Annotated in this window: 27 protein-coding genes and 1 pseudogene; 9 read left to right on the top strand and 19 right to left on the bottom strand. The window is 61.7% G+C overall.

The features are described from left to right. Positions 1-39 precede the first annotated feature (39 nt). Entirely contained in the window at positions 40-1170 is a 1131-nt protein-coding gene (locus EPK99_RS16505; RefSeq protein ID WP_128444152.1) for a site-specific DNA-methyltransferase, read from the bottom strand. Between the two features lie 234 nt (positions 1171-1404). Here EPK99_RS16505 and EPK99_RS16500 point away from each other — a divergent pair, with 234 nt between their 5' ends. Next, positions 1405-3045, top strand: a complete 1641-nt coding sequence (locus EPK99_RS16500) for a Na+/H+ antiporter (protein ID WP_128444151.1) — start codon at positions 1405-1407, stop codon at positions 3043-3045. Positions 3046-3061: 16 nt separating this feature from the next. Here the strand turns inward: EPK99_RS16500 and EPK99_RS16495 are convergent, their stop codons facing one another. Further along, positions 3062-3415 (bottom strand): antibiotic biosynthesis monooxygenase family protein, encoded by a 354-nt coding sequence (locus EPK99_RS16495; protein ID WP_128444150.1) that lies wholly within the window; start codon positions 3413-3415, stop codon positions 3062-3064. Beyond that, positions 3412-3741 carry an NIPSNAP family protein gene (locus EPK99_RS16490; protein WP_128444149.1) on the bottom strand — a complete coding sequence of 110 codons (330 nt, stop codon included), beginning with the start codon at positions 3739-3741 and terminating at the stop codon, positions 3412-3414. The genes EPK99_RS16495 and EPK99_RS16490 overlap by 4 nt, the downstream gene beginning before the upstream one ends. A 105-nt stretch (positions 3742-3846) precedes the next feature. On the opposite strand from EPK99_RS16490, the gene EPK99_RS16485 reads away from it, so the two are divergent. Continuing rightward, positions 3847-4527 (top strand): ArsR/SmtB family transcription factor, encoded by a 681-nt coding sequence (locus tag EPK99_RS16485; protein WP_128444148.1) that lies wholly within the window; start codon positions 3847-3849, stop codon positions 4525-4527. A gap of 105 nt (positions 4528-4632) precedes the next feature. After that, on the top strand, positions 4633-5322 hold the full coding sequence (locus EPK99_RS16480) for an HAD family hydrolase (protein WP_128444147.1): 690 nt from the start codon (positions 4633-4635) through the stop codon (positions 5320-5322). Here EPK99_RS16480 and EPK99_RS16475 read toward each other — a convergent pair. Then, positions 5319-8222, bottom strand: a complete 2904-nt coding sequence (locus EPK99_RS16475) for an autotransporter outer membrane beta-barrel domain-containing protein (RefSeq protein WP_245582445.1) — start codon at positions 8220-8222, stop codon at positions 5319-5321. The genes EPK99_RS16480 and EPK99_RS16475 overlap by 4 nt on opposite strands. A 128-nt stretch (positions 8223-8350) precedes the next feature. Next, the gene (locus EPK99_RS16470) at positions 8351-8827 is read right to left on the bottom strand and encodes a PilZ domain-containing protein (protein WP_245582444.1); all 477 of its coding nucleotides are present in this window, start codon (positions 8825-8827) and stop codon (positions 8351-8353) included. A gap of 238 nt (positions 8828-9065) precedes the next feature. Here EPK99_RS16470 and thrC point away from each other — a divergent pair, with 238 nt between their 5' ends. The 4 genes and pseudogenes from thrC to EPK99_RS16450 all read left to right on the top strand — a co-directional run. After that, positions 9066-10466 carry a threonine synthase gene (thrC, locus tag EPK99_RS16465; protein ID WP_128444146.1) on the top strand — a complete coding sequence of 467 codons (1401 nt, stop codon included), beginning with the start codon at positions 9066-9068 and terminating at the stop codon, positions 10464-10466. A 26-nt stretch (positions 10467-10492) separates the two neighbouring features. Beyond that, entirely contained in the window at positions 10493-11791 is a 1299-nt protein-coding gene (locus tag EPK99_RS16460; RefSeq protein WP_128444145.1) for a M16 family metallopeptidase, read from the top strand. Positions 11792-11832: 41 nt separating this feature from the next. After that, positions 11833-12444, top strand: coding sequence for a GNAT family N-acetyltransferase (locus EPK99_RS16455; protein ID WP_128444144.1), 612 nt, complete (start codon positions 11833-11835; stop codon positions 12442-12444). 95 nt (positions 12445-12539) lie between these two features. Further along, positions 12540-15356: pseudogene (locus tag EPK99_RS16450) on the top strand (EAL domain-containing protein); the annotation flags it as partial. A gap of 27 nt (positions 15357-15383) precedes the next feature. Here EPK99_RS16450 and EPK99_RS16445 read toward each other — a convergent pair. The 3 genes from EPK99_RS16445 to EPK99_RS16435 all read right to left on the bottom strand — a co-directional run bounded on the left by EPK99_RS16445 (position 15384) and on the right by EPK99_RS16435 (position 17458). Continuing rightward, the gene (locus EPK99_RS16445; RefSeq protein WP_128444142.1) at positions 15384-16487 is read right to left on the bottom strand and encodes a zinc-binding metallopeptidase family protein; all 1104 of its coding nucleotides are present in this window, start codon (positions 16485-16487) and stop codon (positions 15384-15386) included. Between the two features lie 93 nt (positions 16488-16580). Continuing rightward, a complete protein-coding gene (locus EPK99_RS16440) occupies positions 16581-16772 on the bottom strand; it encodes a CsbD family protein (protein WP_128444141.1) in 192 nt (63 codons plus the stop codon). 80 nt (positions 16773-16852) lie between these two features. Next, positions 16853-17458: a YqgE/AlgH family protein gene (locus tag EPK99_RS16435; RefSeq protein WP_128444140.1), complete on the bottom strand. Its 606-nt coding sequence runs from the start codon at positions 17456-17458 to the stop codon at positions 16853-16855. A 149-nt stretch (positions 17459-17607) separates the two neighbouring features. Between EPK99_RS16435 and EPK99_RS16430 the strand changes: the two genes are divergently transcribed. Together EPK99_RS16430 and EPK99_RS16425 are read left to right on the top strand one after the other, a co-directional pair. Next, positions 17608-18459, top strand: coding sequence for a protein-disulfide reductase DsbD domain-containing protein (locus EPK99_RS16430; protein WP_245582443.1), 852 nt, complete (start codon positions 17608-17610; stop codon positions 18457-18459). 105 nt (positions 18460-18564) lie between these two features. Beyond that, positions 18565-19050, top strand: a complete 486-nt coding sequence (locus tag EPK99_RS16425) for a peroxiredoxin (RefSeq protein WP_128444139.1) — start codon at positions 18565-18567, stop codon at positions 19048-19050. A 59-nt stretch (positions 19051-19109) separates the two neighbouring features. Here the strand turns inward: EPK99_RS16425 and EPK99_RS16420 are convergent, their stop codons facing one another. From EPK99_RS16420 to EPK99_RS16375, 11 genes are all read right to left on the bottom strand, one after another. Then, on the bottom strand, positions 19110-19418 hold the full coding sequence (locus EPK99_RS16420) for a Dabb family protein (protein WP_128444138.1): 309 nt from the start codon (positions 19416-19418) through the stop codon (positions 19110-19112). A gap of 71 nt (positions 19419-19489) precedes the next feature. Beyond that, positions 19490-19930 carry a ribonuclease HI gene (gene rnhA / locus EPK99_RS16415; protein WP_128444137.1) on the bottom strand — a complete coding sequence of 147 codons (441 nt, stop codon included), beginning with the start codon at positions 19928-19930 and terminating at the stop codon, positions 19490-19492. Further along, positions 19927-20892 (bottom strand): homoserine kinase, encoded by a 966-nt coding sequence (locus EPK99_RS16410; protein ID WP_128444136.1) that lies wholly within the window; start codon positions 20890-20892, stop codon positions 19927-19929. The genes rnhA and EPK99_RS16410 overlap by 4 nt, the downstream gene beginning before the upstream one ends. A 104-nt stretch (positions 20893-20996) precedes the next feature. After that, the gene (ispH, locus tag EPK99_RS16405; protein ID WP_128444135.1) at positions 20997-22040 is read right to left on the bottom strand and encodes a 4-hydroxy-3-methylbut-2-enyl diphosphate reductase; all 1044 of its coding nucleotides are present in this window, start codon (positions 22038-22040) and stop codon (positions 20997-20999) included. Positions 22041-22131: 91 nt separating this feature from the next. After that, positions 22132-22890 carry an SURF1 family protein gene (locus EPK99_RS16400; RefSeq protein WP_128444261.1) on the bottom strand — a complete coding sequence of 253 codons (759 nt, stop codon included), beginning with the start codon at positions 22888-22890 and terminating at the stop codon, positions 22132-22134. Positions 22891-22898: 8 nt separating this feature from the next. Beyond that, positions 22899-23192, bottom strand: a complete 294-nt coding sequence (locus EPK99_RS16395) for an XRE family transcriptional regulator (RefSeq protein ID WP_128444134.1) — start codon at positions 23190-23192, stop codon at positions 22899-22901. Beyond that, complete coding sequence (locus tag EPK99_RS25985) at positions 23189-23335, bottom strand: type II toxin-antitoxin system RelE/ParE family toxin (RefSeq protein WP_342633743.1); 147 nt, start codon at positions 23333-23335, stop codon at positions 23189-23191. The genes EPK99_RS16395 and EPK99_RS25985 overlap by 4 nt, the downstream gene beginning before the upstream one ends. A gap of 331 nt (positions 23336-23666) precedes the next feature. Continuing rightward, positions 23667-24545, bottom strand: coding sequence for a cytochrome c oxidase subunit 3 (locus EPK99_RS16385; protein WP_128444133.1), 879 nt, complete (start codon positions 24543-24545; stop codon positions 23667-23669). 45 nt (positions 24546-24590) lie between these two features. Continuing rightward, positions 24591-25211: a cytochrome c oxidase assembly protein gene (locus EPK99_RS16380; RefSeq protein ID WP_128444132.1), complete on the bottom strand. Its 621-nt coding sequence runs from the start codon at positions 25209-25211 to the stop codon at positions 24591-24593. Positions 25212-25219: 8 nt separating this feature from the next. Beyond that, positions 25220-25360, bottom strand: coding sequence for a hypothetical protein (locus tag EPK99_RS25335; RefSeq protein ID WP_164901771.1), 141 nt, complete (start codon positions 25358-25360; stop codon positions 25220-25222). After that, positions 25357-26313: a heme o synthase gene (locus tag EPK99_RS16375; protein WP_128444131.1), complete on the bottom strand. Its 957-nt coding sequence runs from the start codon at positions 26311-26313 to the stop codon at positions 25357-25359. Before EPK99_RS16375 ends, EPK99_RS25335 begins: the two co-directional genes overlap by 4 nt. Positions 26314-26331 lie beyond the last annotated feature (18 nt).

Here is a 26331-nt window from a genome sequence, read left to right as displayed (position 1 = left end):
TAACCGGACAAGGAATGCTGCATCTGGCGGACTGGTGGATCAGCTGAGTTTTGCCAGATCAGTTCGGATGATGGCGCGCAGGTCATCGATCGGGCGCAAGGCCTCGCCTTCCTGAAAATGCCAGAAGGTCCAGCCGTTGCAGGCGTCGAGCCCCTGGACCTTGGCGCCCAGGCGGTGGATGGAGCCGGCATCGCCATTGGCTGCGAGCGTACCATCGGCACGAATGATGGCGCTGTGTCGGCGCTTTACGTCGCTCAGGACCTGGCCGGGCTTCAGAAGCCCTGCCTCGATCAAGGTGTTGAAGGCGACGCGCGGCTCGGCCTTCTTGCCGGTCATGACCGTCAGTTCCGCCTTGCCGAGAGGTTCGACGGCGCCGATGCGGGCCGAGGCAGCGTCGATATAATCCTGCTCCCGCTCGATGCCGACGAAATTGCGCCCCAGGCGTTTGGCGACCGCGCCGGTGGTGCCGGAGCCGAAGAAGGGGTCGAGGATCACGTCGCCAGGCCTGGTGGAGGCCATGATGACGCGCGCCATCAGCGCTTCCGGCTTCTGGGTCGGATGAACCTTCTTGCCGTCCTCGCCTTTCAGCCGTTCGCCGCCCGAGCAGATGGGAAACAGCCAGTCGGAGCGCATCTGGACGTCGTCATTGGATGCCTTCAGCGCATCGTAGTTGAAGGTATAGCCCTTGCCCTTGGCATCGCGGCTCGCCCAGATCATGGTCTCATGGGCGTTCTGGAAGCGACGGCCCTTGAAGTTCGGCATGGGGTTGGTCTTGCGCCAGACGATATCGTTGAGGAGCCAGAAGTTGAGGTCCTGCATGATGGCGCCAACGCGGAAGATATTGTGGTAGGAGCCGATGACCCATATCGTGCCGGTCGGCTTCAATACCCGCCGGCAGGCAAGTAGCCAGGCGCGGGTGAAGATGTCGTAGGCTTCGAAGGAAGCGAACTGGTCCCAGTCGTCATCGACGGCGTCGACCAGTGACTGATCAGGCCGGTGCAGGGCGCCGCCAAGCTGCAGGTTATACGGCGGATCGGCGAAGATGGCATCGACGGAATGATCCGGAAGGGCCTCGAGGGCCGCCACACAATCGCCCTTGATAATGCTGTTTATCCAATTGCCCGGCCCCACCTGACGCTTCAGGTCGGCCAGCGGAAGAACTGCTGCCATCGGTCACTCGCTACGCTATACACACACGAATTTACTGGCTGTTATGGTTACTCATGTTGGTTACCAAAGCTTGAAGACATTGCGTAATTTTCGACAATAATTTCATTTGGGAACGGGAGGCATCATTTTCCTTAAGCAAGCGCGGTAAGGTCGACTGGACTCATTCAGGTCAAATTTGCCAATAACCGAAGCAGTGCGGCCCCGTGCAAAACCGCAAACTCCGATGAGGTCGTGATGGAAAGTGTCGGCATTGCCTTGATCCTCCTGGTAGCGGTTGTCCTCAGCGGCACGCTGTCGCGGCTCTCTCCAGTGGCGATCCCGCTACCGCTCATCCAGATCGCACTCGGCGTGCTGATCGCGACGGTGTTCGGAGCCGGTGTCGAGCTGCAGCCCGAAGTGTTTTTCCTGTTGTTTCTGCCGCCGCTGCTTTTTCTCGACGGATGGCGGATTCCGAAGGAGGGCCTGTTCCGGGACAGGGCCGTGATCCTCGAACTCGCGCTCGGCCTCGTGGTCCTTACCGTGCTGGGAGTGGGTGTGCTCATCAAATGGATGATTCCGAGCATGCCGCTACCTGTCGCCTTTGCGCTGGCAGCAATCGTCTCGCCCACGGATCCGATCGCCGTTTCGGCGATCGCGGCACGGGTGCCCATCCCCAAACGGCTGATGCACATTCTGGAAGGCGAATCGCTGCTCAACGATGCGTCGGGGCTTGTGTGCATGCAGCTTGCCGTCGCCGCCGCATTGACGGGCGTCTTCTCGCTTACCTCCGCCTTTGGCACGTTTCTGTGGCTGGCGATCGGCGGCATCGCCATTGGTGCTGGCGTCACTTTGGTCGTGACGAAGGTGAAGGACTACGTCTCGCACAAGCTCGGCGAGGAGCCCGGCTCGCAGATCCTGATCAGCCTGCTCATCCCCTTTGGAGCCTACCTGCTCGCCGAACACTTTCATTGCTCGGGCATTCTTGCAGCCGTCGCCGCCGGGATCGCCATGAGCTACGCCGAACAGACAGGCCAGGCGCTGGGCGTGACAAGGGTGAGACGCGGCGCGGTATGGGACACGATGCAATTTGCGCTGAACGGGATCATTTTCGTGCTGTTCGGGGAGCAACTGCCGAAAATCATCTCGGGCGCCGCCAAGGTGGTGACCGAGACCGGCCACATGCACCCGGCCTGGTTGCTGGGCTATGTGCTGGCCATCAACATCGCGCTGGGGCTGCTGCGCTTCGCCTGGGTTTGGGTATCGCTCCGGTTCACGCTGTTTCGAGCGGCGCGGCAGGGGCGTACGATGTACAAGCCGCACTGGCGGCTGCTTGCCGCGACTTCGCTTGCCGGTGTGCGCGGCGCCATCACGCTTGCCGGCATCCTGACCCTGCCGCTCGCCATGAACGACGGAACGCCTTTCCCTGCCCGCGATCTTGCAATCTTCCTGGCAGCCGGCGTCATCGTCTTCTCGCTCATTGCGGCCAGCATCAGCCTGCCGTTCCTGCTCCACAACCTGGAACTGCCGCCGGAACCCAGCGCTCGCCAGGAGGAGGATATTGCCCGCATCGCTGCCGCCGAGGCCGCCATCCGCGCCATCGAGAAGCACCAGCATGCGCTTGGGCAAGGGCGGACGGATGCCGACATCTATTCCGACGTGGGCGCAAGGCTGATGGAGCTCTACCGCCGGCGTATAGAAGGCTCCAAGACCGGCGATGACGCTGAAACCGCCCGGATGATGGCCGATGTCGATCGTCGCCTGCGGCTGGCGGCGCTTCGCGCGGAACGGGACGAATTCTTCCGGCTCGGACGGACGCGCGTGGTGTCGGACGAGATCATCCGCCGGCTGGTGCGCGAGATCGATCTGGCGGAGGCACGCTACAACCTCTCCAGTTGAGGATCACAAAAAACCTTCATCCCTGTGCCGCATGCACCTCCCGGCTATCTTTCGGAACCTCCTCCCGCTCGAACATGCCGTAGTCCCGCAGCACATGGCCGATGCGCAGGCGATAATCGGCGAAGATGCCGTTGCGCCCTGCCCTTTGGGCGGCGCGATGGGCCTCAAGATTGCGCCATTGGCGTACCGCCTCCTCATCCCGCCAGAAGGATAGGGACAGGAGCTTGCCGCGCATGGTGAGGCTCTCGAAACGCTCGATGGAGATGAACCCGTCCATGGTTTCCAGTTCGGAGCGCAGGTCTCCGGCGAGATCCAGATAGCGGTGCCGCTCGCCCATATAGGGTATGACTTCGAAGATGACGGCGATCATGGCATCACCAGAGCAGCATGCGGCAGCGACAGGTTCTTCAGAAAGATCCGATCTTCCTTGAGGATGAAGCGTTCACGGGCGGCGAGCTCATAGTTGTGGCGGCCGAGCGGATCGGCGGTGAGACGCGCGCGATAGGCCTCGTAGGCGGCAAGGCTTTCGATCGTGTAGACGCCGTAGGCAGTGGTGGCCGAGCCTTCATGGGGACCGAAATAGCCGACCAGATCGGCACCGCAGCGCGGGATCGCCTGGCCCCAGTTGCGGGCATAATCGGCGAACTGCTCCTTCTTGAAGGGATCGAGTTCGTAGCGGATAAAGCAGGTGATCATGGTCGTCTTCTCCTCGTCATGCTTATGGCGACGAGCTTGTTCTGCCATGTTGCGGAACGACAATGCTTCGGCTACGATCGAAGTATGAACGACGGAAGGTGATCCATGAAAGAAGGCCCGGACATAGCACGCATCGGAATGCTGATCGGCGATCCGGCCCGCGCCAATATGCTGACCGCGCTGATGGGCGGCCAGGCGCTGACGGCGACGGAACTGGCGCAGGCGGCCGGTGTCACGGTGCAGACGGCGAGTTCGCACCTGTCCAAGCTGGAGGATGGCGGGCTGATCGCCCAGCGCAAGCAGGGACGGCACCGTTATTTCGCGCTGGCCGATGCCGCAGCGGGGACGCTGCTGGAAAGCATCATGGGCTTTGCCGCCAGCCGCGGCCATCTGCGCCACCGGCCCGGACCGAAAGACCCGGCGCTGCGCAAGGCGCGTGTCTGTTACGATCATCTGGCGGGCGATTACGGCGTGCGGATGCTGGACAGTTTCGTGGCGCGTGGCGCGATCACCAGCGATGGCGAAAACCTCAGCGTGACCGCGCAGGGTCATAGCGAGCTTGCAGGCCTCGGCCTTGATCTTTCGCCGCCTGCCTCCAACCGCCGGCCGCTCTGCAAGTCCTGCCTCGACTGGAGCGAGCGGCGCTCGCACCTGGCCGGAACGCTCGGCAAGGCGCTGCTCCAGCATTTCATGGAAAAGGGTTGGGCGCGGCGCGGCGACGAAAGCCGGGCGGTTGTCTTCACGCCGGAAGGCGAACGGCAGTTTCTTTCCCTTTTCCCGATTTAGGGTGGCCTGCCGCTCCATTTACGCCAGTCACATCTTCGAATTGGTTGAGCTTCAGCTGGCGCTGGTATAGAAGGCCGCGCACTCTTCCAAACAAGGCACTTCATCATGAGCGGTTTCGACCTCATCATCTTCGATTGCGACGGCGTTCTCGTCGATTCCGAAATCATCGCCGCAAAGGTCGAATCCAAGCTTCTGACCGAGTCCGGCTATCCCATCAGTGTTGAAGAAATGGGCGAGCGTTTCTCCGGCATGACCTGGAAGAACATTTTGCTGCAGGTGGAGAAGGAGGCGGACATTCCCTTGTCGGCCACCCTGCTCGATAAGTCGGAGCAGTTGCTCGACGACCGCCTCGCCCGCGAAGTGAAGATCATCGACGGCGTCAAATTCGCGCTTTCGCGCATCAGCACGCCGCATTGCATCTGCTCCAATTCCAGCAGCGCGCGGCTCGACATGATGCTGGAGAAGGTCGGGCTGAAGCCCTATTTCGCTCCGCATATCTTCTCGGCAAAGGATCTGGGTCCGGACCGCGTCAAGCCGAAGCCGGACATTTTCCTGCATGGAGCCGAGCAGTTCAAGGTTTCGCCGGCCAAGTGCCTGGTGATCGAAGATTCGGTTCATGGCATCCACGGCGCCCGCGCCGCCGGCATGCGGGTCGTGGGCTTCACGGGAGCGTCTCACACCTATCCCAGCCATGCGGACCGGCTGACGGATGCAGGCGCGGAAACCGTGATCTCGCGCATGATCGACCTTCCGGCCGTGATCGCCGCCCTCAGCGACTGGGCCGGCGCTGTCTAAAAGTCGACGTTGACGCTGAGCATGATGGAATGGTTGACCAGACGGCGGGCGAATTCGCCCGCATAGGTCAGCTTCAGCTTGGCCGTCTTCGACAAGGGCGCGGTGAGAGCCGCCTCGACGACCGCCGCATCCCGCACCAGTGACACACCTTCGACCATGAACGGGCTGCCTGTGGCAAAGGCAAGCTGCGACGACGGCGTCAGGTCACCCATCGCGTGACGCCAGCCGAGCATGCCGGAGAGGGTAACCGGCATGTCATCGACAGGCATGTCCGCCGCCCACCGCAGACCAAACGTGGTCATCGTCACGTCATCATGACCGCCGCGTCCGGAGAGTGCCGCAGACCCGCCTGATTCGCCAAAGCCATCCGTATCGAGGTTGACATAGGCGAGATTGGCAAACGGGCGCAGCTCGATACCGCCAGCCCGCATGCGCCAGGACAGATCGGCAAACAGCTGCCTTGTCGCGCTGTCGTAGTCCGATTTCAGGCGGTCCGTCAGGCTTCCTGCGGAGACGTTGCGATCGGTCGAGATATCGTTATGCGACAGGATTGCGCCACCCGTAAAAGTCAGGTCTCCCCAATCGGCCGAGGCGTAGAGGCCGACATGGTAGGAATCCGCGTCGGCATCCCGTCCGACGGACGTATGGCTATAGCCTGCGAGCATGCCCAGCCGCCAGTTGTCGAAAGCTTCGACATCGGCGCCCGCCACCACCCCGCCGGTGTGGCCGTCGATACCGGCGGCGTTGCCGTCGCCATCCGTATGGCCTGCCGCGCCGAAACCGGTCATCCAGAACGTCGCGTCGCCGATGTCCGACTGCCGCGTCGGCACAGCGCCACTCATCCGGTCCAGAACGGCATTGCGCACGAAGCGGCTGTCCTCAAGCATCTGGCTCTTGAGCGACGCGTGGATTTCGCCGCTCAGCTGCCGGAACGCCGAATTGGCGCCATCGGCCGTCAGCGGCAGCACGGCGAGAAACACCGGGTCCGCCGTACCGAGGGAATTGATGGCGTTGGCCACCGCGCGGCCATTGGCCGTTTCCGCCACGTCAGCGAACTGGACGTCGTTGCGATAGAGCGCCAGAAGGACGCCGGTGGCGTCATAGGTGACGTATGGCGACAGGAAGGCCATGTCCGTCGTCACGTCATCGAACCTGCCGGTAAGGCTGCCGGACGTCAGGACGGTGTACTGCGTCGACAGCCCGTACGTGCCGCTGGCGGCCAGGATTTGCAGCGTGCCGCCATTGATCGTCGTCGTGCCGCTTACGGTTACCAGATCGGACAGCCCCGAGGCATCCACATCGACGCTATAGGTCGATCCGGTTTCGAACGTCACATCGCCGTCGATCGCCAGTGTCGCGATTCCCGGTCCGGGAGAGAGCGTACCGCCATTCGAGACGGTCAGTCCGCCGATGCTTCCGGATCCGGCGAGGAACCCGCCGGTGTCGACATCCACGCCGCCGGAAATGGTGCCGTCATTGACGAGGGTTCCGCCCGTCACGCTTGCGAGGCCGGTTATCGTGCCGCTGTTGAAGAAGGTGCCGTCGATATTCAGCAGCGAGGCTATCGTTCCGCCGTTCGAAGCCGTGCCGGCATTGGTGAAAGCACCCGTCGTCCCGGCCAGGTTGTTGACGAATGTCCCGCCTGAAAGAACCTCTACGGTATCGAATATCGAATTATTGGTGACACTGCCGCCGGCAATGGTCGTCGCGCCGGAGACGCTGCCGCCAGCATTGTTGGTGAACGTGCCGCCGTCGTTGGTAAGCGAGCCGATGGCGCCGGCGTTGGTGCTATCACCCGCATTGGTGACGGCCCCCGCACTGGCTGCCGTGTTGTTGGTGAATGCGCCTCCGGAGGCGATATCGACCGCGGCAAGCGCGCCGTTATTGGTCAGCGTTCCGCCGGTTACTCCCGTCGCGCCGGTGACAGTGCCACCGGAATTATTGGTAAAGCTGCCGGCCGTATTGACCAGCGAAGAGACCGTGCCGGCATTGGAGGCATTGCCCGCATTGGTGACGGCACCTGCGACCGCGCCCGTATTGTTGTTAAATATGCCACCCGAGCCGACATCAACCGATCCAAGCGTGGCGTTGTTCGTCACATTGCCGCCTGTGACGACCGTGGCTCCGGTGACCGTGCCGCCCGAATTATTGGTAAAACTGCCGCCGGCCAGATTATCGAGGGAGGCGATGGTGCCGGCATTCGAACTCGTGCCGGAATTCGTCAGATCGCCGACATTTCCGCCGCTATTGCCGGTAAACGTCCCCGCGCTCCCAACCTCTACCGATCCCAGAGCGCCATTATTGGTGAGCGTGCCGTCGCGAACCGCAGTGCCGCCGGTCACCGTCCCGGTTGCATTGTTGGTGGCGATGCCGCCGGAAGCGATGATCAAGTCGCGCAGCGTGCCGTTATTGGTGAGCGTCGCGCCATCGATGAAGGTTTCCCCGGTGATCCGTCCGTCATTGATGATCGTCCCGGCCGATGCGTCCAGATCGCCGGTCAAGGTGCCGGAGACGCCGAGATAGCCATCTGTCATCGTCACGTTGGAAACCAGCTCGCCGCCGACGGAGGCTTCGATCCGGCCCGTGTCGAACAGCGTCGTCCCCCCCGGGGCGGCAAGTTGCGCCTCGATCTTCAGCGTACCGCCGGAGACGGCCAGTGTATCGACGGCCGAATCGCTGCCGACGATCGGTGTGCCGGAGGCGATGGCAGCGCCATCCCCTGCCCCAGGGGCTGCCGGCGCGGTGTTCCAGTTCGCCCCATCGGAAAAATCACTGCCGCCGGCGCCGGTCCAGGTCGATTGTGCGAGAGCCGGAAGAGGCATGGAGATCGTCAGCGAAACCAGCGCCGTACAGAGCCGCAATCGCCTCGCCAGAGCGCCCAGCCCATCAGTCCGCATCATCCCTACCTCATGCAAGAAATCGCACAGGCGTCCTGGCCTTGGCGATCATTCAAGCCATAAGATATTATGGTTAATGGGGACTTAATGCGGGGGCTGGATGCACTGGCCCGGCCCCCGCAAAACCGATGTCAGCCGCGCTTGGCCGGCTTCTTGACCGGACCGGTGTCGAAGCCGAGCCGGACGCGGGTGAAGCGCGATGCGCCGCCCTGAGCGTTGGGGATCTGCACGTCCTGCTTGTTGAAGATGAACTGGGTGCCGCCGCTTGGAATTTCGACCGGGAAGGCCACCTTCTGCGAATAGATCACCTTGTCGCCATCCAGCACCTCGACCAAGACCGGCAGAGTGGCTTTGCCCGGAGCACCCGCCGGACCTTCGACGATACGACCCTGGGCAACGACATTGATGGTCATCGTCGTTTCGTTGGCGGTGCATTGGCGCGTCGCATCGGCGAGCGAAGCTTGGAACAGCAGCTTATCGGCATTGTCCTGCCCGCCCTTGGCATAGGAACGGTAGATGGCGTCCTGGTCGCGCATGACGACCTGCGGGCAATAGGCCTGCACCACCGGCGTCGCATTCGGATCCGGCCCGCGCTCTGGGAGCCTCATATCGATGGGGCCGGAGCCGTGGGACCGGCCATAGGGATTTGGTGCATCTCCGCTCGAGCTACATGCGCTCAAGAGAGCAACCAGCGATACAGTCAAAAAACCGCGTAAATTCTTTCCAGACACGATACTCAACCCTTTGCCGTCCCGTTTCAAAGGCGACGAAAAGCGTGTTTTTTCACTCTTTCACCGCCGATTTTCATGGTCTATACCAGCGGCGCGAACAAAAATCGATTGGGGATTGAAGCTCGTGGACTACATTTCTACCCGGGGCGAGGCACCCGCTCTCGGCTTCCGCGACGCTCTGCTCGCAGGACTTGCTCGTGACGGCGGCCTTTACGTGCCGCGCGAATGGCCGGTATTGACGAAGAAGGAGATCCGGGCGCTACGGGGCAAGGCCTATCCGGACGTGGCCTTCGAAATCATCAAGCGATTTGTCGATGGCGAAATCCCCGACGACAAGCTGCATGCGATGATCGGCGACGCCTATGCCACATTCCGGCATCCCGCCATCGTGCCCCTGGTGCAGACCGGCCCGAACGACTTCATCCTCGAACTCTTCCACGGCACGACGCTCGCCTTCAAGGACGTGGCGATGCAGCTGCTGGCGCGGCTGATGGATTATGTGCTGGCCGAACGGGGTGAGCGCGCGACAATCGTCGGGGCGACGTCCGGCGATACGGGCGGCGCTGCCATCGACGCCTTTGCCGGGCGCGACCGCACCGACATCTTCATTCTCTTCCCGCATGGCAAGGTTTCGCCCGTCCAGCAGCGGCAGATGACCGGCTCGTCGGAGGCCAATGTCCACGCGATCGCCATTGAAGGCAATTTCGACGACTGCCAGAACCTGGTGAAGGAGATGTTCAACGACGTCGCCTTCCGGGAAAGGGTCAGGCTTTCCGGCGTCAACTCCATCAACTGGGCCCGCATCATGGCTCAGGTCGTCTATTATTTCACAGCGTCGCTTTCGCTGGGCGGGCCGGACCGGAAGATATCCTTCACGGTTCCGACCGGCAATTTCGGCGATGTCTTCGCAGGCTATGTGGCCAAGAAGATGGGGCTGCCGATCGACCGGCTGGTGATCGCCACGAACGACAACGACATCCTGGCGCGGGCGCTGAAGACGGGTCGCTACGAGATGCGAGGCGTCAAGGCGACAAGCTCGCCGTCGATGGATATCCAGATTTCGTCCAATTTCGAGCGCCTGCTGTTCGAAGCGCATGGCCGCGATTCCACTGCCGTGCGCAACGCCATGGCGGGCCTCAAGCAGTCCGGTTCGTTCGAGATCGCGCCTGAAGCACTGAAGGCGATCCGCCGCGAATTCAAGGCGGGAAGGGCGACCGAACGCCAGGCGGCGGCAACCATTCGCGAGACGCTGGAAGCGACCGGCTACCTCCTCGATCCCCATACCGCGACTGCGGTTTTCGTTGCCGCCAGGAACAGCAAGGCGCCTACTCCGATGGTGACTCTTGCCACCGCCCACCCCGCCAAATTCCCGGCTGCCGTAAAATCCGCTTGCGGAATTGATCCCGCGCTTCCATCATGGCTCGCTGATCTGATGCAAAGGGAGGAGCGCTTCGACACTTTGCAGCCGGAGCTTAAAGCCGTCGAAACTTTTATCGGCGAGCGTGCCCGGGCTTGAGTGCGGCAGCGCCGGAAAGACTGAGTATGAATGTTGAAACCACCCGGCTGTCTTCCGGGCTGACTATCGTTACCGAGAACATGCCCCACCTGGAGAGCGTTGCCCTCGGTGTCTGGATCAAATCGGGATCGCGTAATGAGTCGGAGGAGGAGCATGGCATTGCCCACCTTCTCGAGCACATGGCCTTCAAGGGCACCGCGCGACGCAGCGCCCGCGACATTGCCGAGGAAATCGAGAATGTCGGCGGTGAACTGAACGCCGCCACCTCGACCGAAACGACCTCGTATTACGCGCGCGTCCTCAAGGACCATGTGCCGCTTGCGGTGGACATTCTTGCCGACATCCTGACCGAGTCGGAATTCGACGAGGAAGAACTGCGGCGCGAAAAGCACGTCATCCTGCAGGAGATCGGCGCCGCCAACGATACGCCCGACGATGTCGTCTTCGACCGCTTTTCGGAAGTCGCCTATCGCGGCCAGACGATCGGCCGGCCGATCCTTGGGACGCCGGAAAAGGTCAACAGCTTCACGCCGAACCAGATCCGCGGCTACCTGTCGCGCAATTACACGACCGACCGGATGTTCGTCGTCGCGGCCGGCGCGGTGGATCATCAATCCTTCTGCAAACAGGTTGAAGAGCGTTTTGCAGGCCTGCCACTCACCCCCAGCAGCCCCGTCATCCTGGAGCCGGCGCGCTATATCGGCGGCGATGTGCGGGAAGACCGCGATCTAATGGATGCGCAATTGCTGCTCGGCTTCGAGGGCAAGGCCTATCACATGCGGGACTTCTATTGCTCGCAGATCCTGGCCAATATTCTGGGCGGCGGCATGTCGTCCCGGCTGTTCCAGGAGGTGCGCGAGCATCGCGGCCTCTGTTACTCGGTCTACGCCTTCCACTGGGGCTTTTCGGATACGGGCATTTTCGGCGTGCATGCCGCCACAAGCGGCAATGAGCTGCCAAACCTCGTGCCCGTCGTGATCGACGAGCTGCGCAAGAGCGCCGAGCGCATCGAACAACAGGAAATCGACCGCGCCCGGGCGCAGATCCGTGCCCAGCTTCTGATGGGCCAGGAAAGCCCTGCCGCCCGCGCCGGGCAGATCGCCCGCCAGATGATGCTCTATGGCCGTTCCATTCCCAACGAGGAGATGATGGAACGCCTGGAAGGCATCACCACCGGTCGGCTGACCGATCTGGCAGGACGGCTGTTCTTCGATACGGTTCCGACCATGTCGGCCGTCGGCCCGATCGAGAAGCTTGCCCCGATCACCGATATTTCCACGGCGCTGTCTTCGCCTGCAATCAACACACAGAAGGCTGCTGGTTAGGGTTCCCCTAATCCGGCAGTCCTGCCCGGAGCAGCAGCAGAATGGCCAAGTCGGTGTTTCGGTTTCTGTCTCGACAGCCGGATACGCCCGAACTGTATGGCGCCGAGCATTTTCTGCGGCTGCCGCGCAATTCCGATTACGAACAGTGGTTCCGGCTGCGCTCCGACAGCCGGACCTTTCTGCAGCCATGGGAGCCCACCTGGCGAAGCGACGAGTTGACGGAAGCCTCCTTCCGGGCACGGGTGCTGCGGGCGGGGCAGGAATGCAGTTCGGGCCTTGCCGTGCCGCTACTGCTTTTCCACAAGAAGGACATGGAGCTGCTGGGGGGCCTCACCATCGGCTATATCCGCCGGGGTGCGGCGCAGAGTTGCATGATCGGCTACTGGATGGGCGAGAAACACGCAGGCAAGGGCCATATGTTGGCCGCATTGAAGGTCGCTATCCCTTACATCTACGGCGGACTTCAGTTGCACCGGATCGAGGCAGCCTGTATTCCGGACAATTGGAAGAGCATGCGGCTTTTGGAAAAAGCCGGCTTCGAGCGGGAAGGTCTTTTGCGCAAATACCTCAAAATCAACGGCGAATGGCACGACCACGTGATGTTCTCCCGCTTGCCGGAAGACGGCGAGTTCGGGAAGCTTCTGAGATCATGATCGTTTCAGCGGTTCCGCGTCACCCCTCCTTTCTCCGTCGCATCGTTTCCCTGCTTGCGATGATTGCCTGCCTCATCTGCATGACGGCCGCCGTCGGCGCGCGGGCGGCCGAGCCTGTGAAGATTTCGCGCGACGGCACGGCCCTCGACCTGACCCGCACGACCGATATCTACGCGAACCAGGGCGAAGCCTTCCAGGTCTCCACCGCAGCCGGCGCCGACGGCATCCGCCGTCGCATCGAAGTGCGGGCGAGTTCGCCGACGCACCAGGGCGACTGGGCCGTGTTCGCGCTCTCCAACGTATCGGAGGAGCAGCTGGAGCGCGTCATCGTCGCGCCGCACTTCCGCCTGGTCAATTCGCAGCTGTTCTGGCCGGATCTCGGTTCGCAACGCATCATTTCGATCACGCCGTCGGAAGGCTTCGCGCTCGACCGTATCGCCAGCCCCGACGCCGACGTGTTCCGCATCACGCTCAATCCGGGTTCGACCATCACTTTCGTGGCAGAGCTTGCGACGCCCTCTCTGCCGCAGATCTATCTGTGGCAGCCGGACGCCTATAAGGACACGGTCAACTCCTTCACCCTTTATCGCGGCATCGTGCTGGGGATTGCCGGGCTTCTGGCGGTTTTCCTCACCATCCTCTTCGTGGTCAAGGGAACATCCATGCTGCCGGCAGCAGCAGCACTCGCCTGGGCCGTGCTTGCCTATATCTGCGTGGATTTCGGCTTCCTCGACAAGCTGATCACCATCACCTCCAGCGACCAGAGGATCTGGCGGGCGGCAGCGGAAGTGGCGCTCGCCTCCTCGCTCGTCATCTTCCTGTTCACCTATCTCAACCTCAACCGCTGGCACGTCCATCTCGGCTATGCGACGCTGGCCTGGATCGTCGGCCTCGTGCTGCTCGGCGGCGTCGCCGTCTACGATCCGTCCGTCGCCTCGGGCATTGCACGGCTTTCGCTGGCCCTGACGGCAAGTGTTGGCATCCTGCTGATCATCTATCTCGGCTTCAACCGCTACGACCGCGCCATTCTTCTGGTGCCGACCTGGGTGCTAATCCTGGTCTGGCTGTTCGGCGGCTGGCTGACGGTGACGGGCCGGCTCGACAATGACATCATCCAGCCGGCGCTGGGCGGGGGCCTGGTGCTGATCGTGCTTCTGATCGGCTTCACCGTCATGCAGCACGCCTTTGCCGGCGGCGCCTATCAGCAAGGCCTGTTCTCCGATCTCGAGCGGCAGTCGCTGGCGCTGACCGGCAGCGGCGATACCGTCTGGGACTGGGATGTGGCCCGCGACCGCGTAGTGACGACGCCCGATATTTCCACCCGGCTCGGCCTCGATTTCGGCACGATGCACGGCCCCGTGCGCAACTGGCTGCCGCGCCTGCATCCGGACGACCGGGACCGCTTCCGCGCAACGCTCGACGTGCTCCTGGAACACCGTCGCGGTCGGCTCAACCACGAATTCCGCATCCGCGCGGAAGACGGCCATTTCCACTGGCTGCAGATCCGCGCGCGGCCGGTATTGGGCTCGGACGGCGAAATCATCCGCTGCGTGGGCACGATCATCGACGTGACCGAGCAGAAGAATTCGATCGAACGGCTGCTGCAGGATGCGCTGCACGACAACCTCACCGGGCTTCCGAACCGGCAGATCTTTCTCGACCGGCTGCAATCCGTGCTGGCGCTTGCGCCCGGCAGCGAGACCGTTCGCCCAACGGTGATGGCGATCGACATCGACCGCTACAAGCAGGTGAATGACAGTCTCGGCATTGCCGCAGGCGACAACATCCTCATCGCGCTCACGCGGCGTCTGCGGCGGCTCCTGAAGCCGCAGGACACGCTGGCCCGCCTTTCCGGCGACGAGTTCGGGCTGATCCTGGTTTCGGAACACGATCCGGCCAAGGTCGCGGATTTTGCCGATGCGATCTCCAAGGCTATCATGGTGCCGATCAACTTCGCCAACCGCGAAATCGTGCTGACGGCGTCGATCGGGCTCGCCTCCTGGGTCGACCAGCAGGAGAACGCGGCCGGTCTGCTTGCCGATGCGGAACTGGCCATGTACCGGGCCAAGCGCGCCGGCGGCAGCAAGGTCGAGCCCTTCCGTCCCGCCTTCCGTTCCACCACCACGGACCGCCTGCAGATCGAGACGGATCTGCGCCGCGCCATCGAGCGCCGGGAATTGTCCATGGTCTACCAGCCGATCATCCGGTTGAAAGACGGCGAGCTTTCGGGCTTCGAAGCGCTGATGCGCTGGGATCATCCCAAGCGCGGAACGATTCCGCCGTCCGAATTCATCCCGATCGCTGAAATGTCGGATCTCGTCGGCGCGCTTGGCATATTCGCATTGGATCGAGCAACCGCCGACCTGATGGCGTGGCAGACGCAGACCGGTGAGCTTCCGCTCTTCGTGTCGGTGAACCTGTCGAGCGCCCGGCTCATTAATGCCGACCTCTACAACGACGTCCGCTCGCTGCTGCAGAAGACGCAGGTGAACCCTGCGCAGCTGAAGCTTGAGCTGACCGAATCAATGATGATGGAAAACCCGGAACAGGCGCGGCTCGTTCTGGCGAAGATCCGCGAGACCGGTATCGGCCTCGCGCTCGACGATTTCGGCACCGGCTATTCGTCGCTCGGTCACCTCACGCAGTTCCCGTTCGATACGATCAAGCTCGACAAGTCGCTCGTGCGCGATGCGACCGACAAGCGCGCTGTCCTCTTACGCTCCGTCGTCGCCATGGCCCGCGGGCTCGATATGTCTGTCATTGCCGAAGGCGTCGAGACGGATGACGATGCGACGGAACTGGCCAAGATGGGCTGCCATTACGGGCAGAGCTATCTCTTCGGCCCACCGGCAGCGGCAGACGCCGTGATGCGCCTGCTCAAGGAACGCTTCCCGCTGACCAAACGCGCCTGACCGGCCTGCTCAGTCAGGCGGCAGGTGCTATTGTCCTTGCTGGAAGGCCTGGTTCGTCCATGACCGCTGACGCTGGTTGTCGTGGATGAGCATGTGGATGAATTCGAGCTTTGTCACGACCTGCGCCGTCAGGATGAACGGGTAGAGATCCGGCACGCCCATGGAGCGGTGCAGGCTGTTCAGCGCCATGCTGAAGGGGATCCAGGCCGTTACGAGCTGTTCGGCACTCTGGGCGTCATAGGGATTGAAAGCCACTTCGGCTGACAGTTCCTCATGGCGGCGCGGCTCGACGGTCATGCCGTAAGCGCGGGCCGTTTCCAGCGTATCGACGATGTGCAGGTAGTGGGCGAAGCATTCGGCAAAGTCCTCCCACGGATGGGAGCTTGCATAGGTGCTGATGTAAAATTGCTGCCAGTCCGGCGGCGGCCCCTGCTCGTAGTTGCGCTTCAGGGCTTCGCCGTAGTCGATCGTCTCGTCCCCGAAAATCGCACGAAAATCGTAGACCTTGCCGCCGTCGCGGACAAGCTTGTCCCAGATGTAGTGGCCGGTTTCATGACGGAAGTGGCCGAGCATGGTTCGGTAGGGTTCGTTCATCGACACCCGGATCTGTTCGCGCGTGGCATCGTCGGCCTCAGCCGCGCGGATGGCGATCAATCCGTCTTCGTGCCCCGTCATGGCCGGAACGATCGTGCCGTCCGGCTTGACCTCGTCCACAAGGAAATCAAACACGAGACCGCCTTGCGGATCTTCCTCGCGGTTCGTCCGCGGCAGGTCCCAGCGTATCAGGGAATAGAAAAGATGGCGTTGCGCCTGACTGATGCTACGCCACTGCTTCAGTCCTGCTTCCGTCGAGGCGTCGGGCACCAGACGGTTATGCCGGCAGGCCGGGCAGAACGCGTTCGGATCGTCGGTCAGCACAGTCCAGTTGCAGACATCCATCGCCGCGTTGGCGCAGAGCCTAACCTTGTGCCCGGGTGTCGCCACAAGATGCCATGTCCCATCTCCCGTTTCCGCCAGAGCGTGCATGGCGAGCTTCTCCGGCACGAAGGCCAGCCGATAGCCGCAATTCACGCATGTCCGGTTGTCGAAATGGATAGGCTGGCCGCAATGGTCGCAATCGTAAAGCCGCATGACAGTCCTGCACCGCGAAGTATGAACACAAAAAGAAAACCTGCCCCGGCAAACTGTCGGAACAGGTTTTTCGACGAATTGGGAGTTGGACCGTTAGAGGCGGTCTACAACACCCTTAGCCGTATCCTTAACCTTGCCCTTGGCCTGTTGGGCATCGCCCTTCAGTTCCTGAGCGGCGCCTTCGGCGCGGAGCTTGTCGTTGCCCGTCACGTCGCCGGTTGCCTGCTTGACCTTGCCAGCCAGCTCGTTGCCTTTACCGGCGATCTTGTCGCTTGTGCTACCCATTGTCTTTCTCCTTGATTGAAGGCTTTGTTTGCCTTGCGAGGATAAAACGCGCGGGCCGCGTCATCGTTCCGTTCATTTATTCAGGCGTGGCCAGCTTCGCTGGACAGCATTTCCGGGCTGATGCCCATGGAGGCGAGCGCGCGTTCATATTTTCCATCCACGGCGCGGTCGAAGATGAGTTCTTCGCTCGCCGGGCAGTTCAGCCAGCCATTGCTTGAAATCTCCAACTCGATTTGGCCGGGGCCCCAGCCGGCATAGCCGAGCAGCATGGTGGCGCGTGCCGGTCCATGGCCATCGCAAATGGCGCGGATGATATCGAGCGTCGACGTGAGCGAGATCTCGTCGCTGATGGGAATGGAGGAACTGCTGCTGAAATCGTCCGAGTGAAGGACGAAACCACGCCCCGTCTCGACTGGCCCGCCGGACAGGATGGGAAACTCTCGCGTTTCGCCGGGAAGCATGATGACGTCATTCTGGTCGGCGAGCTTCAGGTGCAGGAGGACTTCGCCAAAGGAAATTGCCTGCGGACGGTTGATGATGAAGCCCATGGCGCCGGCAGCAGAATGGGCGCAGACATAGACGACGCTGCGCGCAAAATTCGTATCCTGCATTCCCGGCATGGCAATCAGGAACTGGCCGTCGAGAAAGCCGCGCTCGCGTGTATCCGTCAGCCTTGAGAGAGCCATTCTGCCTCCACCGCCGTCCGCCCGTGAAAGGGGCTTGACCATTGTTTTTCCAAGATGCGGCAGTGTCTTCCATCAATCAACTGAAAATGAAGCGCACTCTCATCAGAGTGACTGGCCTGCCCTGCCGCATTCCACTACATGGCTGGAGCATGACGAAACGCTCGCCTTTCCGTTTTGCCCGTATGGTTTCGGGTTGGCTTCTGGTCGCATTGCCGGTGCTGGGCTTGGCCGCGGGGCCAGTGCGGGCTGACTTCACGCCCTGGGCGACCAATGAAGGCGGCCGCATGCGGCTGGTATTCATGCCGCCTGAGCCGGATGGCAAAATCCGCGGCGCGCTGCAAATCGAGCCAAAACCGGGCTGGATCACCTATTGGAAGGAGCCGGGCGATACGGGAATTCCGCCGAAACTCTCCTTTGGGGAAAACAGCGGCATATCCCTCGACCGCGTGTCCTATCCGGTGCCGAAGCGGATCGACAACGGGGCGCTGCGCGATATCGGCTACGACCAGCCGGTGGCCTTTCCCTTCGAGCTGACGGTAAAGGACGCGAGCAAGCCGGTCATGCTCAGTGCCTCCGCCTTCATCGGCCTTTGCCGCAATATCTGCATTCCCTTCCAGGCAGATTTCACTCTGGCTCTACAGCCGGCCAAGGGCACGCCTGTAGAAGAGGCGATGATCCTCAACGCCGCAACAGCCACCCTGCCCGAGCCTCCATCGGAGACATTCGCCCTCACGCATTACATTATGACCCAGGGGGGCCGGATTCTGAGGCTGACGCTGCGGCTGCCCGAGGGAACGAGCGACATGCCGCAGGTCATCGTTTCCGGGCCGGAAGGCCATATCCTGCTCGACGGCATCAATGGAAGGTTCGAGGGCGACAGCTATACGCTGGACATGCCGGTGGGCAAGCTACCCAAGGGCTACGAGATCAAAGGCAAGCGCTGGAGCATTCTCGCGATTGCCGGCAGCCGTGCCATGGAAACTTCCCTTGCCTTCGATTAGCCACAACGTCGCCAGCCCGCCGACATCCGCATATCTTGCCTTGCCCTGCCCCGCGCCTATAGTGCCGGCAACACATAACCCATGCCTATTCAAAAGGAGACGTTCATGACCATCCAGATCGGCGAGACACTGCCGCAGGCGACATTCAAGGAAAAGACTGCCGACGGTCCGGTCGAGGTTTCCACGGACGCCCTGTTCAAGGGCAAGAAGGTCGTGCTTTTTGCCGTTCCCGGCGCGTTTACGCCGACCTGCACGCTGAACCACCTGCCGGGATATCTGGAAAACCGCGACACGATCCTGTCCAAGGGCGTGGACGATATTGCGGTTCTTTCCGTCAACGACTGGCACGTGATGGGCGCCTGGGCGCAGCAGACCGGCGGCATGGGCAAGATCCATTTCCTGGCCGATTGGGACGGTGCCTTCACCAAGGCGCTCGGCCTTGATGCCGATCTTTCCGCCGGCGGGCTCGGGGTCCGCTCCAAGCGCTACTCCATGCTGGTGGAAGACGGCGTGGTCAAATCCCTCAACATCGAGGAAAACCCCGGCCAAGCGACCGTCTCCGGCGCTGCGGCCCTGCTCGACCAGCTCTGATCTTCGAATAACAAAGGAAACGGGCGCTTCCATGCGTCCGTTTCGTTTCGGCCTTTGGATCAAACAGCCAGGTCGAAGACCATGAGGCCCGACACGCCGCCGTCGCTGGCGGCGACGATCTTCTCGGCAACCGCCATATGCAGCGGATGGGGCAGATAGGCATCGCGGGATTCGACACTGTCGAAAGTAACGATGAAGCCGTCCAGGAAGCCGCCGTTCAGGCCTTCCGGCGAGACATTGGGGCCGAACTTCACGTCCAGAATGCCCGGCAGCGAATTTTTCAGCCCCGCCAGTTCATCGTATATTGCCTGCTTGTCGGCCTGTGGGAACGCGCTCTTGAAGCGCATGAAGACGCAGTGAAGGATCATGATTTCCGCCCTACCCTTTTTCTCGGTTGACATCAGGATAGAGTGCGAGGCCGAAAGCGCAACCGCCCGAGCTATTTCTTCTTGAACGGCGCCATGCCGAGCCGCGCCAGTTCATCGGCCCGTTCGTTTTCCGGATGGCCCGCATGGCCCTTGACCCAGTTCCACTTGACCTTGTGGCGCTGGTTTGCGGCATCGAGCTGTTGCCAGAGTTCGCCATTCTTGACCGGCTTCTTGTCAGCCGTCTTCCAGCCGTTCTTCTTCCAGCCGAAGATCCACTTGGAAATGCCATCCATCACATATTTGCTGTCCGTGTGGAGGTCGACTTCGCAGGGGGTCTTCAGAGCATTGAGGGCACTGATGGCCGCCATCAGTTCCATGCGGTTGTTGGTCGTGTCCGCCTCGCCGCCGAACAGTTCCTTCTGCGTCTCGCCATAGCGAAGGATCGCGCCCCAGCCGCCCGGCCCCGGATTGCCCGAACAGGCGCCGTCGGTAAAAATCTCGACCTGCTTCATGCGGCAACCCCATATTCGGCGACCGAGCCGACCTGCCGGTGGAAGCGGAGCTTGCGCAGATATTCCAGCGGGTCCTTCTTGACCACCAGCGCGCCGGCAGGCGTCGTCAGCCAATCATAAAGCCGGGTCAGGAAGAAGCGCAGCGCTGAACCCCGCGCCAGCACCGGCAAGGCCGCCAGCTCCTCGTCCGACAGTGGCCGGACGGACTGATAGCCTTCCAGCAGCGCCTTGCCCTTGGTGACGTTGTAGGCGCCGTCCTTTTCGAAGCACCAGGCGTTGAGGCAGATCGACACGTCATAGGCGAGCAGATCATTGCAGGCGAAATAGAAGTCGATCAACCCCGACAGACCGTCGCCGAGGAAGAAGACATTGTCTTGGAACAGATCGGCGTGGATGACGCCAGCCGGCAGATCGTTCGGCCAATGGCGCCCGAGAAAGTCGAGCTCGGAGGAAATTTCCTCCTGGAGGCCGCCTTCCACTTCGTCGGCCCGGTCCGCCGCCTTGGCCCAAAGAGTGCGCCAGCCGTCCAGCGACAGCGCATTGGGCCGTTCGATGGAAAAACCCTCTCCGGCAAGGTGCATCTGCGCCAGCGCCTTGCCGACTTCCCGGCAATGCCTTGCCTCCGGCTTGCGCAGCCACATCCCTTCCAGGAAGGAGATCAGCGCTGCTGGCCGGCCCGAAAGCTCGCCCAGCAATTCGCCGTCGCGGCGCGGCAGCGGCAGCGGGCAGGACAGGCCGCGAGCGGAAAGATGCTGCATCAGGCCCAGGAAGAACGGCAAGTCGTTCTTCTCGACGCGCTTTTCGTAGAGCGTCAGGATCAGCGGATCGCGGGTCGTGTGCAGGAGGAAATTGGAATTCTCGACGCCTTCGGCGATCCCCTTGTAGGAGGTCAGCTCGCCCACATCATATTGCTGGAGAAAATGCTTGAGATCGCCTTCGGAAATGTCTGTGTAAACGGCCAAGATGGAGATCCCGCTGTGATTCTGCCCGCTTCAGGGTGCCGGTTCTTCCTATCCCGTCGTCATGCGGTCCGCTAGGGATCAGGGCGTTCGAAGCTTAAATCGATTCACAGAATCGACTTCTCCGGCTGCGCCGGAACGCTTCTCACCCCATTGACCCACTCCATATCCTCATGGGTCAGCGGAACGCTGCGCAATTCGCGGTTGACGAGGAAATTTTCCGTCTCCTCGGCGGTGATGGCAAGTTCGATCCTTGCATCGAAGCGTGCCTTGAAGGCGGCGATGATTTCATCGACGATGACTTCAGGAGCAGAGGCGCCGGCAGACAGACCCAGCGTGCCGATCGGGCCGATATCCGCCCAGTCCAGTTCGTCCGCGCGTTGCACCAGCAGCGAGCGCTTGGCCCCGGCCCTCAAGGCCACTTCTACCAGCCGCTTGGAGTTGGACGAGTTGGGTGCGCCGACGATGATGAAGAGATCGCAGCCGGGTGCCGCCTGCTTGACGGCTTCCTGCCGGTTTGTCGTCGCATAGCAGATCGAATCGGCGGCCGGCGCCGTCAGGTTCGGGAACCGCTGCTGAAGCCGTGCAATAACGCCCGCCGTATCGTCCACCGAAAGCGTGGTCTGGGTGACATAGCCGAGATTATCCGGATCGACCGGCGCGTAGCGATCCACGTCGTCCACGGTCTCGACCAGCGACACGGTTCCCAGGGGAAGCTGGCCCATCGTGCCGATGACCTCCGGGTGGCCCGCATGACCGATCAGCACCACATGCCGACCGAGCCGCTGGTGGCGCATGGCCTGCTTGTGCACCTTGGAGACGAGCGGGCACGTGGCATCCAGATAGAAGAGGTTGCGGGCAACTGCATCCTCCGGCACCGATTTCGGCACGCCATGGGCCGAAAACACGACCGGCTGAGACCGATGTTCCGCCGGAATCTCGTCCAATTCCTCCACGAAGACCGCGCCCTTGGCCTCGAGCCCCTCCACGACATAGCGATTGTGGACGATCTCGTGACGGACATAGACCGGCGCGCCATAGGCCTTCAGCGCCAGAACCACGATCTGGATGGCCCGATCGACACCGGCGCAGAAGCCGCGCGGACCGCAGAGCCGGATGCTCAGGGGTGGTTTCATCACCTGGAGGTTCATTCGCTTTCCATCTGTGACCGGCGGCGGGCAGCTCTTGCGCCTCATATAGGCGAGCCGGCAGGGCGGCGCCAATAAAAATCTTGAGCCCGCGCTACTCCGCTGCCGGCTTCCTGCCCCGCCACCAGGCTCCTATCACGACGGCGACAAGGGCAGCGGCCAAGCCGTACCAGGTGACGGCATATTGCAGATGGCTGTTGGGCAGATCGAATTGCGTGACGCCACCTTTCGGCCAGCCGGCCGGATTTTGCACGGAGGCATCGACATCCACGAACAGCGGAACCAGCTTCGCTCGGTCGATGCCCGTGCTTGCCGCCATGGTCCACAGATCCTTCCAGTAGAAGATGTTCTTAGGCACATCATTGTCCGGGACAATGGAGGAAGGCTTGCCTTCGAGCGGCGCCCGCACATAGCCTGTTAGTCTCTGGACGCCCGCGACCTCCCCCGCCGCGCGCTTTTCCGGCACCTTCAGGTCGTAGGGCACAAAGCCGCGATTGACGAAGAGAATGCGGCCATCGGCAAGCGTCATCGGCGTATAGACGTAGAAGCCCGTCTGCCCCTCGAAAGTGGCGAAGAAGTGCCGTTCCTTCGTGTGATCGAAACTGCCGGTCAGCGTAACGCGCCGGTATTCCACGTCGGCCCCCGAGGCCTGCATGGCCTCGACCGCAGCCAGAGGCACAGGTGCCGCGGCACGGCGCTCGGCGATATCGGCAAGCAGGCCCTCCTTCCAGTGCAGCCGCTCGACCTGCCACGTGCCAAGCGAGATGAGGATAGCGAGGGCAGCCAGCACGATGATGGCGGTCGCGATGAACCGGAGCCTGCCGCCGGAAGGTCTGCTGTGAGAGAGATCCATGAGAGACGTCAAACCAGCTCTATCCGCAGGTTTCTTCCAACCGCGGCCGCGGCACGGCGCAGCGTCAGCAAGGTTACCGAGGGATAGTGGGGGTCAAGGAGGCGATCGAGTTGCTGGCGGCTCGAGTGCATGCGCTCAGCCATCGCCTTCTTGGTAAGGCCGTTTTCCGTCATCGCTGCGCGGACTTGATCCGCGATCACCTGCTTCAATGCTATCGCTTCGGTTTCCTCCAAAAGCCCATCAGCCTGAAGAAAATCATCAAAGCTTTCGCTTTTATCGACATAGCCTTTGGAATCGGTCACGTTTCAATCTCCCGCTTACGTTTCATGGCAAGATCTATATCCTGGCTCGGTGTCTTCTGGGTCTTCTTCTCAAAGCCATGCAAGAGAACCATCTCGCCATCCTGAATGACGAATATGACGCGAGCGATCCGGCCTCCGGCCAAATCGCTTCGAACCTCTCACAGACCGCGGCCCAGAGAACGGCAATAGGGCATTCCAAGAGGCCAGCCAAACTCAACCCGCTGGATATCGATGCCGACTTGCCGCCTGTCGTCGCGGGAGAGTTGCATCAACCAATCACGAACCGGCCTGCGACCGTTTCCAGTCGCATAGAACCGCCCGGTGATCTTCTTCAACTCCGCGCCCACAGTGAATCTGTACCAAAATTGGTACGTTTACACAACGAAAAAAGGCGGCTCAAAAGCCGCCTTCATCAATGCCCGCCGCTCACTTTACCAGCCCTTCGCTTTGGCTCAAGGCAAGCGGGACCGCGCCTCAGCCTGCGTGGAGCGGTGCACCCCAGCCGCCCCAGATATAGATGGCGAAGAACAGGAACAGCCAGACCACGTCCACGAAGTGCCAGTACCAGGCGGCGGCTTCGAAGCCGAAGTGATGGGTCTGGGTGAAGCCGCCATTCATGGCGCGGATCAGGCAGACGAGCAGGAAGATCGTTCCGACCAGAACGTGGAAGCCGTGAAAGCCCGTCGCCATGAAGAAGGTCGCGCCATAGATCGAGTTCGCGAACTCGAAGGGGGCGTGAGCATATTCATAGGCCTGGACGCAGGAGAACAGCACGCCGAGCGCCACGGTCATTGCGAGACCCGTCACCAGGCCCTTGCGGTCGTTGTGCAGGAGCGCGTGGTGAGCCCAGGTGACGCAGGTGCCCGAGAGAAGCAGGATCACCGTATTGTAGATCGGCAGGTGCCAGGGATCGAGCACTTCGATACCCTTCGGCGGCCACTGACCGCCCAGCGCCTGTACGCGAGAGGCCTGGATGGCTTCGTTGGGGTAAAGGCTTGCATCGAAAAACGCCCAGAACCAGGCAACGAAGAACATCACCTCCGAGGCGATGAACATGATCATACCGTAGCGCAGGTGCAGCGACACGACGCGGGTATGGGCGCCGGCACGGCCTTCCTTGATCGTATCCGACCACCAGCCGATCATCGTGTAGATGATGATTGCCAGGCCGATAAAGAAGATCCACGGCGTGGCGAGGTTCATCCCGAAAATGTGGAATTCGCCGCCGCGCAGGTAGCGCATATAGCCCACGCCGCCAAAGGTGATGACGAAGGCCCCGATGGATGCCAGGAGCGGCCATGGGCTTGGATCGATGATATGGTAGTCGTGATTTTTCTGATGCGCGTCGGCCATGTCAGAATCCCCCGTGAATGCCTCTCCGCCGTTGCCGGCGTCCTCTTAAAGTCTCTTGTCCGCCGCCTTTACGCCTTCCGGCAAAGCCGCGACCGGTTTGCCCGGCTGGCTCGGATAAAAGCTGTAGGACAAGGTAATCGTCTTGATGTTCTTCGTTTCTTCGGCCTTCGCCATGTCCGGATCGACAAAGAAGACGACCGGCATCTTGACCGTCTCGCCCGGCTGCAGCGTCTGCTCGGTAAAGCAGAAGCACTGGATCTTGTTGAAATAGACGGCCGCTTCCATGGGCGTCACGTTGAAGACCGCGGTGCCCGTCGTCGCGTAGGGCGAACGATTGGTCGCCGTGTATTCGATCTGCACGGTCTCGCCGATCTTCGGGTCCACCGTCTTGGCCGGCTTGAAATCCCAATTCAGGGCCGGCGAGATATTGGCGTCGAAGCTGACTTCAATCGTTTTGTTGAGCACGGTCGAGGAATACTGCTCGGTGCGCTGCGTCGTGCCGTTATAGCCCGTTACCTGGCAGAAGAGGCGGTAGAGCGGCACGGAGGCATAGGCCATGCCGACCATGCCGGCGACGAAGACGACGCAGCCGCCGAAGATCGCACTGTTGCTGACCCGCTTCGCTTGGCCATTCTGGCCCTGACCGTGGTGATCATGTTCCGCCATCAGTGCCTCTAGTTCCAGAATCCGCCGATTTTTGCGAGTGTGATCAGGTAGAAGATGACGACGAGCGCCGCCAGCACGAGGCCAAGCGCCACATTGCGGTTGCGCCGCGATTTCCTCTGCGCCTCACTGAGTTTGATCGTTTCGATCACAGCGCGCCTCCGAAAAGAGCACCGACGCTGGCCGAGACATGATCCGCCAGCAGGCCCGAGAAGATCGCAAACAGGTAGAAGACCGAATAGGCGAACATCTTCTTGGCCGGAACCATCCTGGCATCGCCCTCCGGCATCCGCCGGACGGAGATGGAACAGAGCACGAAAATGGCACCAAGCACTGCGGCAAAGATGCCGTAGCCTAATCCGGCAAGGCCGGTAACGCTTGGCGCGACGCTGACGACGGCGGTCAGCACGGCATAGACGATCATCTGGTTCTTGGTGGAGGTCTCGCCCGCCACGTTCGGCATCATCGGCACGCCAACAGAGCCATAGTCGCGCATCTTGAAGAGAGCCAGCGCCCAGAAATGGGCCGGCGTCCACAGGAAGATGATGAGAAAAAGCAGGATGCTGTCCAGCGATACGCCACCCGTCACGCAGGCCCAGCCGATCATTGGCGGAAAGGCTCCGGAGGCGCCGCCGATCACGATGTTCTGCGGCGTCGAGCGCTTCAGCCACATGGTGTAGACAACGGCATAGAAGAAGATGGTGAAGGCCAGAAGGGCGGCGGCAAACCAGTTGACTGCCAGCCCGAGGATGACAACCGAGAAGACCGACAGGGTGAGCCCGAAGGCGAGCGCCTCCTGCGGCAAAATGCGACCGGCAGGGATGGGCCGCCTGGCAGTCCGGCTCATGACCGCGTCGATATCGGCGTCGTACCACATGTTGAGTGCGCCGGAGGCACCCGCACCGACAGCGATGCAAAGGATAGAAACGGCGGCGAGGACAGGATTGACATGGCCGGGCGCCAGAACGAGGCCCGCAAATGCGGTAAAGACCACCAGCGACATCACGCGGGGCTTCAGAAGCTCGAAGTAATCACGCGCATTGGCTTCGGAGAGGCGAAAGCCTGCCTCTGAGCCGAGAGCGTCGTGATTGTCGATAACCGTCATGGAACCGTCCTAAAGTCT

The sequence above is a fragment of the Neorhizobium lilium genome (assembly GCF_004053875.1).
Classification (GTDB): domain Bacteria; phylum Pseudomonadota; class Alphaproteobacteria; order Rhizobiales; family Rhizobiaceae; genus Neorhizobium; species Neorhizobium lilii.
The sequence above is the reverse complement of the archived record's forward strand: the minus strand, read 5'-3'. Positions and strand labels throughout refer to the sequence as shown.